Here is a 16,003-nt window from a genome sequence, read left to right as displayed (position 1 = left end):
ATGAACAACAAGACTCCCAAGGCCATCAAGGGCTACTGGTCCAACGGCCGCTTCGTCAAACCCGAGGAAATCGCGCTTGAAGAAGTCGGCCCGCCCAGCAAAACCCAGCTCAAGGCCGAGGCCGACGAAAAACAGGCGCTCGGTGAAGCGCTGCTGACCCTGCGCGCCGATTTGATGGCGCGCCTGGACCTGCCCGACAAGCTGCGCGACGCGATCGCCGATGCCAAAAAAATTACCAACTTCGAGGGCAGACGCCGCCAGATGCAGTTCATCGGCAAGCTGATGCGCCCGCTGGACCCTGACCCCATCCGCGAAGCCATCAATGAGCAGCTCAACGGATCGGCCGACCTGACGCTGGCCCTGCACCTGGCCGAGCAGTGGCGCGACAGGCTGATCGCCGACGACGCCGCGCTGGGCGCCTGGCTCGAAGAACACCCCGGCACCGACTCCCAGCAACTGCGCGCGCTGATCCGCCAGGCCCGCAAGGACGCCAAGCCCGAAAAACCCGGCGAAGCGCCGCGGCACGGCAAGTCCTACCGCGAGATTTTTCAGCTGGTCAGGCAAGGCATGGCACGAGGTCCTGAAGATGGCGAGGAGCCGGAAGCGTGAGCAGCGCCTTTGACGCGGTGAAGATCGGTATTGTCTCGGTCAGCGACCGCGCATCCGCCGGCGTCTATGTCGACAAAGGCCTGCCGGCACTCAAGGACTGGCTCACCCGCGCCCTGCGCAACCCCATCACCTTTGAAGAGCGCCTGATCCCCGACGAGCAGGCGGGTATCAGCGCCGCATTGATTGAGTTGGTCGACACCGGCTGCTCGCTCGTGCTGACGACCGGCGGCACTGGCCCCGCGCTGCGCGACGTGACGCCTGAAGCCACGCTGGCTGTTGCCCACAAGGAAATGCCGGGTTTTGGCGAGCAGATGCGGCAGATCAGCCTGAAGTTTGTCCCGACGGCCATCCTGTCGCGGCAGTGCGCCGTCATACGCGACAAATGCCTGATCATGAACCTGCCGGGCCAGCCCAAATCGATTGCCGAAACCCTGGAAGGGCTCAAAAACGCCGACGGCTCCCAGGCTGTGGCGGGCATCTTCGCCGCCGTGCCTTATTGCATCGACCTGATCGGCGGCCCTTACCTGGAAACCGATGAAGCGGTGTGCCGGGCCTTCAGGCCCAAAAGCGCCATACGCCCGCCGCGCTGAACCTTGCCGCTCGCCAGTTTGGGCCTGGCCTCTTTCTCACGTAGTATTCGGGCTTTACAACACGAGGAGCTGAGATGGACGACCTGATTGAAACGCCGAGCAAGGAATCGAAAAACACCGCCGTGCTGATCTGGATCGGAACCCTGTTTCTGGGTTTCATTCCGGGGCTGATTGTCTACCTGGTGAAAAAGGACGACGCCTATATCCTGGACCAGTCCAAGGAAGCGCTCAACTGGTCAATCACCGCGACCATCGGCTATGTGGCGGCATTGATCCTGACTTTTGTGCTGATCGGCTTTCTGGTGTTCGCGGCGCTGGGCATCTGCCACCTGGTGTTCTGCGTCATGGGCGCGCTGGGCGCCTCCAATGGCAAGGCCTTCCGCGTGCCGTTCGCGCTTCGCCTGATCAACTGAAGCCCACCGGCGAAAACAAAAAAGGAAGGGCTCGCCCTTCCTTTTTTTTGCCCGTCTTATTCGCCTGCCTGTCTCACTGCCTTATTTACCGACCAGCTGATTGAGCTTGTCGGCCTCAAAGGTTTCCGTAAGCGCGGCGTCCTGCGGCACGCAATCCTTGCTCATGGCCGTCTGCGGTCCGGAGAGTTTCTCAATCGCTTGCCACAGCAGGGCGATCTGGTGCTCCTGGCCGGCGGCGCTGTCGATCAGCCCGCGCATGGCTTGCGACAGCGGGTCATCCTCTTGCGTGATGCCATAAGCCGAAAACTGGGTAATGGTGACGTCGGCGCTTTCCCCGGTCTTGGAAGGAATGATGCGCGCCGGGATGCCCACCGCCGTGGCGCCTGCCGGAACGGGCTTGATCACCACTGCGTTGCTGCCAATCTTGGCACCGTCACCCACCAGGAAACCGCCAAGCACCTTGGCCCCCGCACTCACCACCACATCGCGGCCCAGGGTCGGGTGGCGTTTGGTGCCTTTGTACAGCGAGGTGCCGCCCAAAGTCACGCCCTGGTAGATCGTGCAGCCGTCGCCGATTTCAGCGGTTTCGCCGATGACAACCCCCATGGCATGGTCGAAAAACACGCGTTCACCAATTTTGGCGCCAGGGTGGATTTCAATGCCAGTCACCCAGCGTGAAAAATGTGAAATGAAACGGCCCAGCCACTTGAAACCGTGGTTCCAGCACCAGTGCGCCCGGCGGTGCAGCACCTGCGCATGCACGCCGGGGTAGCAGGTCAGTGCTTCCCAGGCCGTACGGGCGGCAGGATCGCGGTCGAGAATGCACTGAATGTCTGAGCGAAGTCGGGAAAACATAGGCGAAGTCTACTGAGGCTGTGAGCTGCTTGCTGGGACCACGCTTTTGCCCCTGGCTTCGGAGGCCTTCTGCAGCATGGCTTTGGCCACGCCGCGCAGAATGTGGATCTCTTCGGGGCTGAGCTGCGCACGGTTGAACAACTGATTAAGCCGCGGCATCAGTTTTTTGGGCGAGGCCGGATCCAGGAAGCCGATGCCGGTCAAGGCCTCTTCCCAGTGCCTGAGCATGCCCGCCACTGCGGCCGCGTCGGCCAGCGTCGGCTCCGCCGTGGCGGGCTGCACGCTGAAACCGCCCAGCGCCTGGCGCCAGTCATAGGCAATCAGCTGCACCGCCGCGCCCAGGTTGAGCGAGCCGAACTTCGGGTCGGTCGGAATGCTCAGCGCCACATGGCAGCGGTAGACGTCCTCGTTCTGCATGCCAAAACGCTCGGAACCAAACAAAAAAGCAACGGAATCGGGCTTCTGCCCAATAGGGGAAAGCGCAAGCAGCTCCTCTTTTGATAGCAGACCTGCCAGGCCCAGCAGCTGCGCAAAGTGCTGGCGCGGCGCCCGCGTGGGCGGGCCAAAGTCGCGTGGCGTCATGGCGGTGGCGCACAGGTGCGCCATGCCGTCCACGGCTTCGTCCAGGGTGGCCACAATGCGGGCGTTTTTGAGAACGTCGAGCGCCCCGCTGGCCCGCTGGATGGTTTCTTCGCGGTTGAGCACATTGGCCCAGCGCGGCGCCACCAGCACCAGGTCGTCAAAGCCCATGGTTTTCATGGCACGGGCCGTGGCCCCCACATTGCCGGCATGGCTGGTATTGATCAGGATGAATCGCGTGTGCATGGAGCTGGATTGTCCTATGCCGGCGGCTTCAGGACGCGGAGCAATGCCTCCACCTTCGGCGACTTCGCCCCTTTGCGCCAGATCAGGTCAGTCTGGGCGCAGTCGCTGCCCGGCGGCAATGCGTGGATGCTGAGCCGGCCCCGCTCCGGAAAGGTTGCCAGCACGCTGCGCGGCACCAGCGAAATGCCCATGCCCACCACCACGCAGCCCAGCATGGCATGGTAGGACGTGATTTCAATCGTCTGCACCGGCATGCTGTTTTTCAGCAAGTACCAGGCTTCCAGCCGCGCGCGATGCGGGCAGCCCTTTTCGAAAGCCACCATGGCACGCGGAGGCTCACTGTGGATTGCCGTAATGGGCGGGTGCCCGGCACTCGCAACAATGACCAGTTCCTCGGTGTAAATCGCCTCTCGTTCAAAGGGACCCTCCGCAATAGCCCCAGTGACCAGCGCCGCGTCCATCTCTCCCGCCAGCACAGCTGCGGCCAGTTGCTGCGGGTTGCCGGTTTTAAGCGCAAGCCTGACCTCCGGATAGAGACGCACAAAATCGCTCAGAGGGGCCGGCAACCGCACAGCCGAAGTGCTTTCCATGGCGCCAAGCACAAATGCGCCGCGCGGCTGCCCGCCCTGCACCGCATCGCGTGCTTCGTCAGCCAGGCTGATCAGGCGCCCGGCATAGTCCAGCAACACCTGCCCGGCTGGCGACAGGTGCAGCCGCTTGCCCTCACGGATAAAAAGCGGCACGCCGAGCTTTTCCTCCAGCTGACGGATACGCGTCGTGATGTTGGATTGCACGCGGTGCAGGCGCTCGGCGGCACGTGTCACACCGCCCGCCTCCACCACGGCACGAAAAATAACCAGGTCGCTCAGCTCCATGATCTCTTGAAAAGATATTAATTATCTTTATTATTCATTTTTCAGAATGAATTGTCACGCGTATCGTCCAGCCTTCATCACTTCACACCACCCAAGGAACAAGAATGGCAAAGGCTTACTGGATCGTGCGCGTCTCGGTGCGCAATATCGAGGAATATCCTCGTTACCTCACGGCGGCGCGGCCGGCCTTCGAGAAGTTCGGGGCGCGCTTTCTGGTGCGCGGCGGCGCGTACGAATGCATGGAGGGCAGCTCGCGCGAGCGCAACGTCGTCGTGGAGTTTGCCGACATGGTGACCGCAAGGGCCTGTTATGCCAGCCCTGAATACCAGGCGGCCCGGGCGATACGCCAGCAACATGCAGACGCAGATTTCCTGATCGCGGAAGGCGCCTAGAACAGGTTTCTGGACGATTGGGACGCGATATCGCCCTTGAGGAGGGGTTGAAAGGGGACTGGAAAGGGTCGTATCGCGTTTATGGGAAAATACCGGCATTGCCCGCCGCCCGCATCGCCGGCGCCGGTTCGTTCCGCTCTTCCCTACAAGTTATGTCCAGCAATCTCCACCCCATGCTCAACGTGGCCATCAAGGCCGCGCGCGCTGCAGGCGCCATCATCAACCGTGCGGCGCTTGACGTCGAATCGGTTCGCATTTCGGTCAAGCAGACCAACGACTTTGTCACCGAAATCGACCAGGCCGCTGAAGCGGCGATCATCGAAACCCTGCTGACCGCCTACCCCGGCCACGGCATCCTGGCCGAAGAATCCGGCAGCGAGCATGGCGCCAAAGACTCCGACTTCGTGTGGATCATCGACCCGCTGGACGGCACCACCAACTTCATCCACGGCTTTCCCGTCTATTGCGTCAGCATCGCGCTGGCCGTCAAGGGCAAGGTCGAGCAAGCCGTGGTGTACGACCCCACCCGCAACGACATTTTTTGCGCCACCAAAGGCCGCGGCGCCTACATGAACGACCGCCGCATCCGTGTGGCCAAGCGCACCCGCCTGCAGGAATGTCTGATCTCCACCGGTTTCCCCTACCGCCCCGGCGACAAGCTCAAAAGCTATCTCAACATGCTCGGTGAAGTCATGAGCCAGTGCGCCGGCGTGCGCCGCCCGGGCGCTGCGGCGCTGGACCTGGCCTACGTGGCAGCGGGCTTCAGCGACGGCTTTTTTGAAACCGGCCTCAAGCCCTGGGACGTGGCGGCCGGCTCACTGCTGGTCACCGAGGCCGGCGGCCTGATCGGTAACTTCACCGGCGAGGCCGACTTCATCGACCACGGCGAATGCGTGGCCGGCAATCCGCGCATTTACGGGCAGATGGTGGCCACTTTGGGTAAATACAGCAAATTTGCCGGCGCCGGCGACAAAGCCACGGTACGTCAGACCCTGCAGGAAGACACTGTGAGCACCGAGACCGCCGACACCACCGCCCAGCCCGCAGACAAACCAAAGCTGACCGCCAAAAAGATCAAGGCCCCCGCGGCACGCCCCGATACCACACCGGACGCACCCTTCTAGCACCAGCCGTTGTAGGCAAAGGCCGCGATGAAGGCTTGAGCCGTATAGCCTCAGCTAAAATTTCCGCACTGCGCAGGGAGTCGCATGCATGCAGCGGCCCCGACCGAACTGTTTTCGCACCTGGTAATAACTAGTAATAAAACTATGCCTGAATCCACCGTAAAAACCTCTTCCACATCGGCTGATGCAGCCTTGCTGCGCGAGGTCGCGGAACTGGTGGTGAGCGCCCTCAACCTTGAGGTGAGCGCCGACGATGTACAACCCGACGAACCGCTCTACGGCGACGGCTTGGGGCTGGATTCCATCGACATCCTGGAAATTGCGCTGGTTGTCTCCAAGCACTATGGCCTGCAGCTCAGGGCGGACCACGAAGACAACCACGCCATCTTTCATTCGCTGCGAAGCCTGGGCGACCATATTGCCGCCTGGCGAACCCAGTGACAGCTGTGCTGGCGACACGGTTTACCCAAGCCTGTCGCTGGGGCGGCATCGCGGCTCTGGGAATCGGCTACGCCGTGCTTTCCCATCTGGCCGCGGCATCGACGGCGCCGGGCTTGCTTGAGGCGCTGGTCGCCGTGCTTCCGCTGCTGGTGCTGGCCGTTGTCCTGGCCTGGCGTTCACCGCAGCGCCCTGTCATGCTGGCCCTTTGTGGTGTAGCCTGCCTCGGGTTTTATCTGTTCAGGGAATGGCTGATCACCCATTACAACTGGGTTTTCCTGCTTCAGCATGCGGGCACATATGCCCTGCTATGCGGAACTTTCGGCCGCACACTCGTGCAAGGACGCACACCGATGATTGCGCAGTTTGCCCGCATCGTGCATGGCGAGCTTTCGCCTGCGCTTGTTTCGTACACGCGGTCGGCCACCTTGGCGTGGGCCTTGTATTTCGGAATCATTGCGGGCTTTTCATTACTGCTGTTCTGGCTGGCGCCCATTGCTGTGTGGTCCACTTTTGCCAATCTTCTGGGCATTCCCCTGCTCGCACTGATGTTTGCAGCGGAATATGCCGTTCGCTGCTACGCATTGCCGGCAGCAGATCGTGCCGGTCCGCTGGAGGCCATTCGCGCCTACCGGCAGGCTTCCGCAGAAAGCCGCGCGCGCCGGCCATGACGACGTTTCCGCTGATCTCGCACACCCGGGCTGAAGACGTTGTGGCTTGCAGCCATGGCCAGGCCGTTACCGTTGAACATTTTCTGGCCGATGTCAGGCAGCTTGCGGCGGCCCTGCCCTCAGGCAAGCATGTTCTCAATGTCTGCGCAGACCGCTACCGATTTGCCGTGGGTATGGCGGCCGCCCTGCTGGCAGACAAGGTCAGCCTGCTGCCACCCACGCTGACGCCGGAAATGGTGAAACAGGTCCGCAGCTTTGCACCCGACGTGTTTTGCCTCGCGGACCAACCACAGTCTCTGGCCCTGCCGTTACTGAGCTGGACGGATGCGATGACGCCACGTCCGCCAGGAACCGCAACTGGCACGCAGTGCGATATTCCGCAAATTCCCGCATCGCGCATTGCCACCATCATGTTCACCTCCGGCTCGACCGGCACCCCGGTGGCGCACCGTAAAAGCTGGGGCGGGCTGGTTCGCAGCACGCGGGCTGAAGCCGGCCGGCTCGGCTTGCTGGATGGCCGCAAGCACAGCATCGTGGCGACGGTGCCGCCGCAGCACATGTTCGGCTTCGAATCCACCGTGTTGCAGCCTTTGCAAAGTGGCGCCATTCTGGTCGCGGCCCATCCGTTTTATCCGGCCGATATCTGCGCCGCACTGGCGCAAGCGGAGCGCCCCCGCATGCTGGTGACCACGCCCGTGCATTTGAAAGCGCTGCTGGCTTCAGGCCTGGACATTCCGCAGGTTGACCTCGTGCTGTCCGCCACGGCACCCCTGCCACCCCAGCTGGCATTGGCCACCGAAGCCCGGCTGCAGGTTCCTCTGCTGGAAATCTACGGCTCCACCGAAACGGGACAAATCGCCACGCGACGCATGACCGAGGCCCTGGCGTGGACACTCTTTCCGGACGTCACGCTGAGCATCAGGCAAGGCCAGACCTGGGCCTCAGGCGGCCATGTCGACCAACCCACCCCGCTGGCCGATGAACTGGAGTCGGTGTCGGACACACAATTTCTTTTGCACGGCCGGACTGCCGACCTGATCAATATCGCGGGCAAGCGAAGCTCGCTGGGCTACCTGAACCATCAGCTCCACGCCATACCGGGCGTGATGGACGGCGCCTTCTTCATGCCGGACGAGGGTTCCGGCGACACCGTGGTCCGGTTGATGGCTTTCGTTGTGGCACCGGGCCTGACGGCGCCGGCCCTTTTGGCGGCACTGAGGGAGCGGATTGACGCCATCTTCATCCCGCGGCCCCTCGTGCTGCTGGGCAGCCTGCCACGCAACAGCACCGGGAAATTGCCGCGCGATACGCTGGTTACCCTGGCGCGCGACCATCTTCAAAAGAAATCTCCCGTTCCGGGCGAAACCCGGTTTTCCATCGCCCCTGACCATCCGGCGCTTGCCGGGCATTTCCCCGGTACACCCATTGTTCCCGGTGTGGTGTTGCTCGACGCCGCCATACACGCGGTACAACACGCACGTACCGGCCATGCCCCGGAGGTCTGCCAGATCAGCTCGGCGAAATTCCTCAGCACGGTGGGGCCCGGTGAGACGCTGACCATCTCCTGCAGCACCACCGCCTCCGGCAGCACGCGCTTTGACATTTCCAGCGGCGACCGAAAAGTTGCCACCGGAACCTTGCTGCTATCGCCGCAGCCATGAACACGCCACGCGGAGCCAATGCGACATCCGGCGCCGAATGGCAGCAGCTCCCGGAACGCAGCAACGGCTTCATGCTGCGTGTCATGACCGGGATCTCGCTGAACCTGGGCCGTAGCGCCAGCCGCATCGTCCTTTACGGGATTGCAGCCTATTTCCTTATTTTCGCGCCGGCGGCGCGCCGGACGTCGCGAAACTACTTGCGGCGCGTGTTCGACCTGCCGTCGCCCGCTGCGGTCGGCTGGCGTCATCTGTTCCGGCATTTCCTGAGTTTTGCTTCTGCCATTCACGACCGTGTTTACCTGCTGAATGACCGCTTCGAGCTGTTTGATATCCGGGTGCACAACCAGCAACTGATCGACAAGGTGGTGGCTGACGGAAGAGGCGTGTTCCTCATCGGCGCCCATCTGGGCAGTTTTGAAGTTCTGCGGGCCATCGGGCGCCAGCAACCGGGCCTGCGCATTGCCATGGTGATGTACGAGGAAAACGCGCGGAAAATCAACGCGGCGATGGGCGCCATCAATCCCAAAGCGCAGCTGGACGTCGTGGCATTGGGACATATCGATTCCATGATCAGGGTGCACGAACTGCTGGATGAGGGTGCCGTCGTCGGCATGCTGGGTGATCGGTCACTGGGTAAGGACGACACCTATTCCATCGAGTTCCTCGGAGACGCCGCCGAGCTGCCGCTGGGTCCTTTTCGCATGGCCGCCATACTGAAACGCCCCGTGTTGTTCATGACGGGGCTGTACCGCGGCGGCAATCGTTATGACATTCATTTCGAACCTCTGGCGGATTTCTCGACGCTACCTTCGCGCGGCCGCACAGCGGCGGTGCAATCCGCCATGACGCGCTATGCTGCACTGATGGCGCAATACTGCCGCAGCGCGCCTTACAACTGGTTCAATTTTTTTGATTTCTGGCGACCTGCGCCGCGGCAGTCCGGCCAGCCCGAACAAAACACCTGAGCATATGACACACCTTATTCAGCAAACATCCACCCCCGCCTCATCGCACATCACGCAACAGCCGTCACGGCCCGTCTTCGCGGTGGCCGCAGTTGTGGTGGGTCTGGTGTTGGCCGCATTGAGCCCGGCAGCGCTGGCCGCCTGGGACCTTCAGCAACTGATGGATTCGCTGGCGCAAACCAAGTCGGGCCGCGCCACCTTCGTCGAAAAAAAGAGCATTGCGTTGCTCGACAAACCGGTGGAATCGTCCGGGGAACTGCTCTATACCGCGCCAGACCGGCTGGAAAAGCGGACGCTCAAACCGAAGCCTGAATCCATGGTGGTGAACGGCGGAGAACTGGTGATTGAACGCGGGAAGCAAAAATACCAGTTGCGGCTCCAGGCGTACCCCGAGCTGGCCGCATTCATTGACAGCATTCGCGGCACCCTGGCGGGCGACCGCAGCGCCCTGGAGCGCAACTACCGGCTCAGCCTCGAAGGCACGGCCGAACGCTGGACCCTGCAATTGCAGCCCGTCGATCCCAAAATGCAGGCGGTGATCCAACGCATCCGCATTACGGGTGTGCGTGACCAGTTGCGCAACATCGACATCGCCCAGGCCGATGGCGACAGCTCCACCATGACCATCGAGCAAGTGGCCGCCCCGTGATGAACGGCGCACGCGGCCGCATGGCAGCCATTGCGGTATGGCTGGCATTCCTGATCGGTTGCGGCATTGTCATCAGCCGCACACAGTTCACGACCGACCTGTCGGCGTTTTTGCCGCGTACTCCCACACCCGAGCAACAACTGCTGATGGACCAGCTGACCGAGGGCCTGGCCTCGCGCCTTGTCCTGGTAGGCATAGAAGACTCCGACGCCCCTCAACGTGCAGCGCTTTCCAAAAAAATGGCGCAGCAGCTGCGCACCGATTCCGCTTTTGCCAGCGTGGCGAATGGCGAACCCGTCAATAGCGAGCGGGACCGCAATTTCCTGCTCAACCATCGCTATCTGCTGAGCCCTTCAGTGACGCCGGAACGATTCAGCGCGGATGGGTTGCACACGGCCCTCACTGACAGCATCGAATTGCTCGCATCGCCCGCAGGCCTGATGGTCAAGGCCCTGCTGCCCCGCGACCCCACCGGCGAAATGGTGCAGTTGCTGGGCCAGCTCAACGGCGGAAGCCAGCCGCAACAGGCCCATGGCGCCTGGACTTCCCGTGACGGCAAGCGGGCACTGATGCTGCTGCAGACCCACGCAGCAGGCTCTGACACCGATGCCCAGCAACGTGCCATGGCCGCGATTCGCCAGGCCTTCGATGCGGCGGGCGGTTCCTCAGCTGGTGCCAGCTTCGTCATGACAGGCCCTGGCGTATTTTCGGTCACGTCCCGCGAAACCATTCAAAGCCAGGTGAGCCACCTCTCGCTGATCAGCGTGATGCTGATCGCGACGCTGTTACTGCTGGTTTACCGTTCTGTCAGCGCCCTTTTGCTCGGATTTTTGCCCGTGCTGAGCGGCGCGCTGGCGGGGATTGCCGCAGTCAGCCTGGGTTTTGGGTCGGTGCACGGCATCACACTGGGCTTCGGCACAGCGCTGATCGGCGAAGCTGTGGACTACTCCATCTATCTTTTTGTGCAGTCCGAAGATGCAGGCGCCGACCAGGCGCATTGGGTCAAGCGCTTCTGGCCGACCGTCCGGCTCGGCGTTCTGACCTCCATAGCCGGTTTTGCCTCTCTCTTGTTCTCGGGCTTTCCGGGCCTGGCGCAACTCGGCCTGTATTCGATTGCCGGCCTGGTCGTGGCCGCCGCCGTGACCCGCTATGTACTGCCGCATCTGCTACCGCGCCATTTCCGCATCCATGATGTGTCGGCCATCGGGCGGGCGCTGGAGGGGCTGGTGCAACATGCGGCCTTGTTGCGATGGCCTGCCGCGGCCCTGCTGATAGCCGCCTGTGCCGTCCTTGCGGGAAATCACGCCAGCCTGTTCAACGACAAGATTTCCTCGCTCAGCCCGGTCTCGCAAGCCGATGTGGCGCTGGATGAAAGCCTGCGTGCCGATATGGGAGCGCCTGACGTGCGCTATGTGGTGGTGGTTTCCGGCACCAGCCAGGAGTCGGTACTCCAGACCGCCGAACAGGTTTCAACCCTGCTCCAGGCACAGGTCGAGCGCGGTGAAATTGCCGGGTTTGAGAGCCCCAGCCGCTACCTCCCCAGCGTGGCCACACAACGCGCCCGCCAGGCCAGCCTGCCCGCTGCTGAGGTGTTGCAGGCCCGCATGACCCAGGCCACGCAAGGGCTGCCAGTGCGCCCGGGGGTGTTTTCACCTTTCCTGGCAGAGGTCGCTGCCGCCCGCAGCCAGCCCTTGCTGCAGCCAGCCGACCTTGAAAAAACCTCGATGGCCATGGCCCTGGCTGCACTGCTCATTGGTAAGGACGGCCGCTGGAGCGCCCTGCTACCTTTGACTGCGTCCCAGGGACGAAACATCGACGCCGACAACATTCGTGCCGCGCTGGCCACCAAGCCCTTGCCTGGCGTACTTTTTGTCGACATGAAAACCGAGTCTGACCGTTTGTATTCCAGCTACCTGCACGAAGCCATCGTGCTGTCACTGGGCGGGCTGGCAGTCCTCGTGGCCCTGTTGCTGGTGGTTTTCCGCTCCCCTTCCCGGGTGCTGCGGATCATTGCGCCGCTGGCGGCCGCGGTCGTCACAGTCACGGCCGGGCTGGCCCTGCTGGGCCAGCAACTGATCATCCTGCACCTGGTGGGCCTGTTGCTGGTCGTGGCCGTGGGCTCCAACTACGCGCTGTTTTTTGACCGGCCTGATCCCCATGCCCCGATAGCGCCCCGAACCCTGGCGTCCATGTTGCTGGCCAATCTGACTACCGTCGCAGGGTTTGGCCTGCTCGCATTTTCCAAAGTATCCATCCTGCAGGCCATGGGTGTCACCGTTGCACCGGGCGTCATCCTGGCGCTGGTCTATGCCGCAATTTTTGCCAGGAAGCCCCATGCCTGACCTCCGGTGGAAGCCCAGCATCCTGGTACGTGCGAGCATCGCGCTACACGCGGCGGCACTTGCGGCCGTTCTTGTTGATTCCGGCTGGTGGCGCTGGGCGCTTGCCGCCGTGGTCCTCAACCATCTGTTGCTTACCGTCGTGGGTATGTGGCCCCGCAGCCAGTGGCTGGGCCCCAACTGGACCCGCCTGCCCCAGGCCTCCGTCGCCAGGCGGGAAATCGCCCTGACCATCGATGACGGCCCCGACCCCGCCGTGACACCCAAAGTCCTGGACCTGCTCGACCGGTATGCGGCCCGCGCGACCTTTTTTTGCGTCGGTGACAAAGCCGCCCGCCATCCCGAGTTGTGCCGCGAGCTGGTGCGGCGCGGACATGCCGTTGAAAACCACAGCCAGCACCACCGCCACTACTTTGCCCTGACGGGCCCGCGCAGCATGTTTCGCGAGTTGCAGGCAGCGCAAAACACACTGAGCGGCCTGACAGGCCAGCGGCCTCTCTTCTTTCGCGCTCCCGCCGGCCTGCGCAACCCCTTTCTTGATCCGGTACTGGCCCGGCTCGGCCTGAAGCTCGCCAGCTGGTCCGTGCGCGGCTTCGACACCCGCGTCGCCAATGCCGAGCGTGTAAAACGCAAACTCACGGCCGGGCTGCAAGCCGGCGCCATCCTGCTGTTGCATGACGGCAATGCGGCACGCACACCGCAAGGTGTTCCGGTCATCCTGGATGTCCTGCCCGCCTTGCTGGAGTCCATTGCAGCGGCCGACCTGCGCACCGTGACCCTGCAGCAGGCCCTCGCATGAATCCCGTGCAAACCCGGCAAGGCCCGTGGTCACACATGGGACGGGTCGTCTTTCAGCACATCTATCTGAAAGCCATCGGGACGATGCTTTTCATCGGCGTATTTTTTGGCGCCTACTTTTACCTGCTCAAGCACCCGGCCTTTCCGATCGCGGTGATGCCTCTCACCTGGCCCGACCACCTCATCGGTTTTGAACCACTGGCCTTGCCGGTTTACCTCTCGCTGTGGGTTTATGTCTCGCTGCCACCCCTCTTCTTTGGTGACCGGCGTGAACTCTTGCGCTATGGCGGCGCCATTGCGCTGACCTGCCTGGCGGGCCTGCTGGTGTTTTATTTCTGGCCCACGGCCGCACCCGCTCCAGACATTGACTGGCCGAAATACCCTCAGATGCTTTTCCTGAAAAACATGGATGCGTCGGGCAACGCCTGCCCTTCGCTTCATGTGGCAACAGCCTTTTTTTCGGGCATCTGGCTGCACCATCTGCTGCGCCGATTCTCCGTACCCGCGTGGTTGCTGGCGGTAAACGCGCTCTGGTGTTTCGGCATTGCCTATTCCACACTGGCCACAAGGCAGCACGTCGCGGTGGACGTAGCCGGGGGCCTGCTCCTCGGGGGGGTGGCAGCCTGGTTGTCCCTGTATCTTCACAAACAGCACACCGCAGGCAAGTAACAGCTGGTGTCCGGCATCGCAACGGCGCCGGATTTTCCACCTGATTTGCTAAAGTGTCTTTTTCTTCAGATTGGTTTTTTCTCTGTATCCACTTTGGCTCTCCCACTTCACCGCAACCAGCAGCATGGGTCGCGGTCTTGCACAAACTCTCGACGCGTTGCGTACGCGGCGGGGCGGGCTCGCCCCATGCACGTTCGACACAGTCGACCTGCCGACCTTTGCAGGCGAGGTCACGGGCACGGACAGCGTGCAGCTTCCTGCGCAATGGGCCCGCTTCGACTGCCGCAACAACCGGCTCGCCCTGCTGGGGCTTCAACAGGACGGCTTTACTGAAGCGGCGGCAGCCGCCAGCAAAAAATACGGCGCGCACCGCGTGGGGGTCTTCATCGGCACCAGTACATCGGGCATTTTGCAAACCGAACTGGCCTATCGCCGGCGCGACCCGGGAACCGGCGCCCTGCCCCCCGATTTCATTTACGGCACAACACACAATACATTTTCTGTCGCTGATTTCACGCGCCAGTACCTTGGGCTGACCGGCCCGGCCGCCGTCGTCTCGTCAGCCTGCTCATCCAGTGCCAAGGTGTTCGCTTCAGCGCGAAGAATGATGCGGGCGGGTCTGATCGATGCTGCCGTGGTCGGTGGGGTAGATTCGCTGTGTCTCACAACCTTGTATGGCTTTAACTCGCTGGGTCTGATTTCCCCCCAGGCTTGCAGGCCATTCGACGCCGCGCGCAACGGCATCACCATTGGCGAAGCTGCCGCTTTCGCCCTGCTGGAGCCCACGCCGGCACAACCCGCCCCAGGTGACGTGCTGCTGCTGGGCGTCGGCGAATCCAGCGACGCCCACCACATGTCCTCCCCCCATCCCGACGGCCTGGGTGCACGGCTGGCCATGCAGCAGGCCCTGGATATGGCCGGCCTCACCACGGCCGGGATCGACTACATCAACCTGCACGGCACAGCCACACAAAGCAACGATGCCGCGGAAGCCAAGGCAGTGTCCGGGCTGTTCGGCCCTGGCACCCCCTGCAGTTCCACCAAGGGCGCCACCGGCCACACGCTGGGCGCCGCAGGCGGGCTTGAAGCCGTGATCTGCGCGCTCGCATTGCAGCACGGCCTGCTGCCCGGCGGCATCAACACCCACGAGCGCGACCCGGCCCTGGCCGTCAACTACCTCATGGACAACCAGGAGGCCGCCCCCCGGCATGTGCTCAGCAATTCCTTCGGCTTCGGCGGAACCAATTGCAGCCTGATTTTTGGCCGTGCCGGTTAAGGTTCCGACATGACACAAGCACAATCCCCATCCGCAACAGCGCTGACGGTTTTTGTCGAAGGTATCGGGCTGCTGGGCCCCGGACTGGCGGGGTGGGCGCAAGGGCGCGAATATCTCAAAGGCAGCACCGCTTATCAAGCCACGCGCTGCGTTCTTCCGCCACCCATGGCTTTGCCGCAGGCCGAACGCCGCCGGGCCGGCGCGGTGGTCAAGGTGTCGCTGGCAGTGAGCGAGGAAGCGGTTGCAGCTTCGGGCCTGCAAGCTGCCATGCTGGCATCCGTGTTTTCATCTTCCAGCGGCGACGCCGTCAATTGCCACGAAATCTGCAATGCGCTGGCCTCCAGCGACAGGCTGATCTCCCCGACGCGCTTTCACAATTCAGTGCACAACGCCGCCTCCGGCTACTGGAGCATTTCAAGCGGCTCGATGGTTTCGTCCTCGGTGCTTTGCGCGCGCGATGCAAGTTTTTCGGCAGGCCTGCTGGAGGCCATGACCCAGGTAGCGGTGGACCAGATACCCGTGCTGCTGGTCGCTTATGACACCGATTACCCGGAGCCGCTGTACAGCACACGCCCCATTCCCGACACCTTCGGCCTGGGACTGGTGCTGACACCCCACCGCAGTGAACGCAGCCAGGCGCAGTGGACGCTGGAACCAGACAACTGCCTGACGGCCTTGCCTGCCGACCGGCTCGATGACGCCGCGCTCGAACAGCTGCGCACAGACATTCCTGCGGCACGCTGCCTGCCTCTACTGCGCAGCATCGCGCGGCAGCAAAGCGGCCGGATCGTGCTGGACTACCTTGACGGCCGGCAGCTGGCCCTGCAGGTGGCACCGTGATACTTGCAGGCCTG

Annotated in this window: 18 protein-coding genes; 15 read left to right on the top strand and 3 right to left on the bottom strand. The window is 62.8% G+C overall.

All coding sequences use genetic code 11. The features are described from left to right. From yjgA to AC1DY9_RS09540, 3 genes are all read left to right on the top strand, one after another. Complete coding sequence (yjgA, locus tag AC1DY9_RS09550) at positions 1-609, top strand: ribosome biogenesis factor YjgA (RefSeq protein WP_457279096.1); 609 nt, start codon at positions 1-3, stop codon at positions 607-609. Further along, on the top strand, positions 606-1,199 hold the full coding sequence (gene mog / locus AC1DY9_RS09545; protein WP_457279097.1) for a molybdopterin adenylyltransferase: 594 nt from the start codon (positions 606-608) through the stop codon (positions 1,197-1,199). Before yjgA ends, mog begins: the two co-directional genes overlap by 4 nt. A 74-nt stretch (positions 1,200-1,273) precedes the next feature. After that, a complete protein-coding gene (locus tag AC1DY9_RS09540) occupies positions 1,274-1,612 on the top strand; it encodes a DUF4870 domain-containing protein (RefSeq protein WP_457279098.1) in 339 nt (112 codons plus the stop codon). A gap of 81 nt (positions 1,613-1,693) precedes the next feature. Here the strand turns inward: AC1DY9_RS09540 and cysE are convergent, their stop codons facing one another. From cysE to AC1DY9_RS09525, 3 genes are read right to left on the bottom strand one after another with little or no spacing between them, the layout of a single operon-like run. Further along, positions 1,694-2,467 (bottom strand): serine O-acetyltransferase, encoded by a 774-nt coding sequence (cysE, locus tag AC1DY9_RS09535; protein ID WP_457279099.1) that lies wholly within the window; start codon positions 2,465-2,467, stop codon positions 1,694-1,696. Between the two features lie 9 nt (positions 2,468-2,476). Beyond that, positions 2,477-3,292, bottom strand: coding sequence for an RNA methyltransferase (locus AC1DY9_RS09530; protein ID WP_457279100.1), 816 nt, complete (start codon positions 3,290-3,292; stop codon positions 2,477-2,479). A 14-nt stretch (positions 3,293-3,306) separates the two neighbouring features. Further along, a complete protein-coding gene (locus AC1DY9_RS09525) occupies positions 3,307-4,167 on the bottom strand; it encodes a LysR substrate-binding domain-containing protein (RefSeq protein WP_457279101.1) in 861 nt (286 codons plus the stop codon). 104 nt (positions 4,168-4,271) lie between these two features. Between AC1DY9_RS09525 and AC1DY9_RS09520 the strand changes: the two genes are divergently transcribed. From AC1DY9_RS09520 to AC1DY9_RS09465, 12 genes are all read left to right on the top strand, one after another. Further along, positions 4,272-4,559 (top strand): DUF1330 domain-containing protein, encoded by a 288-nt coding sequence (locus AC1DY9_RS09520; protein ID WP_457279102.1) that lies wholly within the window; start codon positions 4,272-4,274, stop codon positions 4,557-4,559. 152 nt (positions 4,560-4,711) lie between these two features. Beyond that, on the top strand, positions 4,712-5,683 hold the full coding sequence (locus AC1DY9_RS09515) for an inositol monophosphatase family protein (RefSeq protein ID WP_457279103.1): 972 nt from the start codon (positions 4,712-4,714) through the stop codon (positions 5,681-5,683). A 144-nt stretch (positions 5,684-5,827) separates the two neighbouring features. Then, the gene (locus tag AC1DY9_RS09510; protein WP_457279104.1) at positions 5,828-6,124 is read left to right on the top strand and encodes a phosphopantetheine-binding protein; all 297 of its coding nucleotides are present in this window, start codon (positions 5,828-5,830) and stop codon (positions 6,122-6,124) included. Next, positions 6,121-6,792: a COG4648 family protein gene (locus AC1DY9_RS09505; RefSeq protein ID WP_457279105.1), complete on the top strand. Its 672-nt coding sequence runs from the start codon at positions 6,121-6,123 to the stop codon at positions 6,790-6,792. The genes AC1DY9_RS09510 and AC1DY9_RS09505 overlap by 4 nt, the downstream gene beginning before the upstream one ends. Then, positions 6,789-8,453 (top strand): AMP-binding protein, encoded by a 1,665-nt coding sequence (locus AC1DY9_RS09500; RefSeq protein ID WP_457279106.1) that lies wholly within the window; start codon positions 6,789-6,791, stop codon positions 8,451-8,453. The genes AC1DY9_RS09505 and AC1DY9_RS09500 overlap by 4 nt, the downstream gene beginning before the upstream one ends. After that, positions 8,450-9,418 (top strand): LpxL/LpxP family acyltransferase, encoded by a 969-nt coding sequence (locus tag AC1DY9_RS09495; protein WP_457279107.1) that lies wholly within the window; start codon positions 8,450-8,452, stop codon positions 9,416-9,418. The genes AC1DY9_RS09500 and AC1DY9_RS09495 overlap by 4 nt, the downstream gene beginning before the upstream one ends. A 4-nt stretch (positions 9,419-9,422) precedes the next feature. Continuing rightward, positions 9,423-10,067 (top strand): LolA-related protein, encoded by a 645-nt coding sequence (locus AC1DY9_RS09490; RefSeq protein WP_457279108.1) that lies wholly within the window; start codon positions 9,423-9,425, stop codon positions 10,065-10,067. After that, a complete protein-coding gene (locus tag AC1DY9_RS09485) occupies positions 10,067-12,409 on the top strand; it encodes an MMPL family transporter (protein ID WP_457279109.1) in 2,343 nt (780 codons plus the stop codon). Before AC1DY9_RS09490 ends, AC1DY9_RS09485 begins: the two co-directional genes overlap by 1 nt. Continuing rightward, a complete protein-coding gene (locus AC1DY9_RS09480; protein WP_457279110.1) occupies positions 12,402-13,205 on the top strand; it encodes a polysaccharide deacetylase family protein in 804 nt (267 codons plus the stop codon). Before AC1DY9_RS09485 ends, AC1DY9_RS09480 begins: the two co-directional genes overlap by 8 nt. Further along, positions 13,202-13,873 carry a phosphatase PAP2 family protein gene (locus AC1DY9_RS09475; protein WP_457279111.1) on the top strand — a complete coding sequence of 224 codons (672 nt, stop codon included), beginning with the start codon at positions 13,202-13,204 and terminating at the stop codon, positions 13,871-13,873. Before AC1DY9_RS09480 ends, AC1DY9_RS09475 begins: the two co-directional genes overlap by 4 nt. A gap of 82 nt (positions 13,874-13,955) precedes the next feature. After that, positions 13,956-15,149 (top strand): beta-ketoacyl-[acyl-carrier-protein] synthase family protein, encoded by a 1,194-nt coding sequence (locus AC1DY9_RS09470; RefSeq protein WP_457279780.1) that lies wholly within the window; start codon positions 13,956-13,958, stop codon positions 15,147-15,149. 9 nt (positions 15,150-15,158) lie between these two features. Further along, positions 15,159-15,989, top strand: coding sequence for a beta-ketoacyl synthase chain length factor (locus tag AC1DY9_RS09465; RefSeq protein WP_457279112.1), 831 nt, complete (start codon positions 15,159-15,161; stop codon positions 15,987-15,989). Positions 15,990-16,003 lie beyond the last annotated feature (14 nt).

The sequence above is a fragment of the Polaromonas sp. P1_F6 genome, from assembly GCF_056405695.1.
Note: the sequence above shows the minus strand (reverse complement) of the source record. Positions and strands in the feature narration are given on the sequence as shown.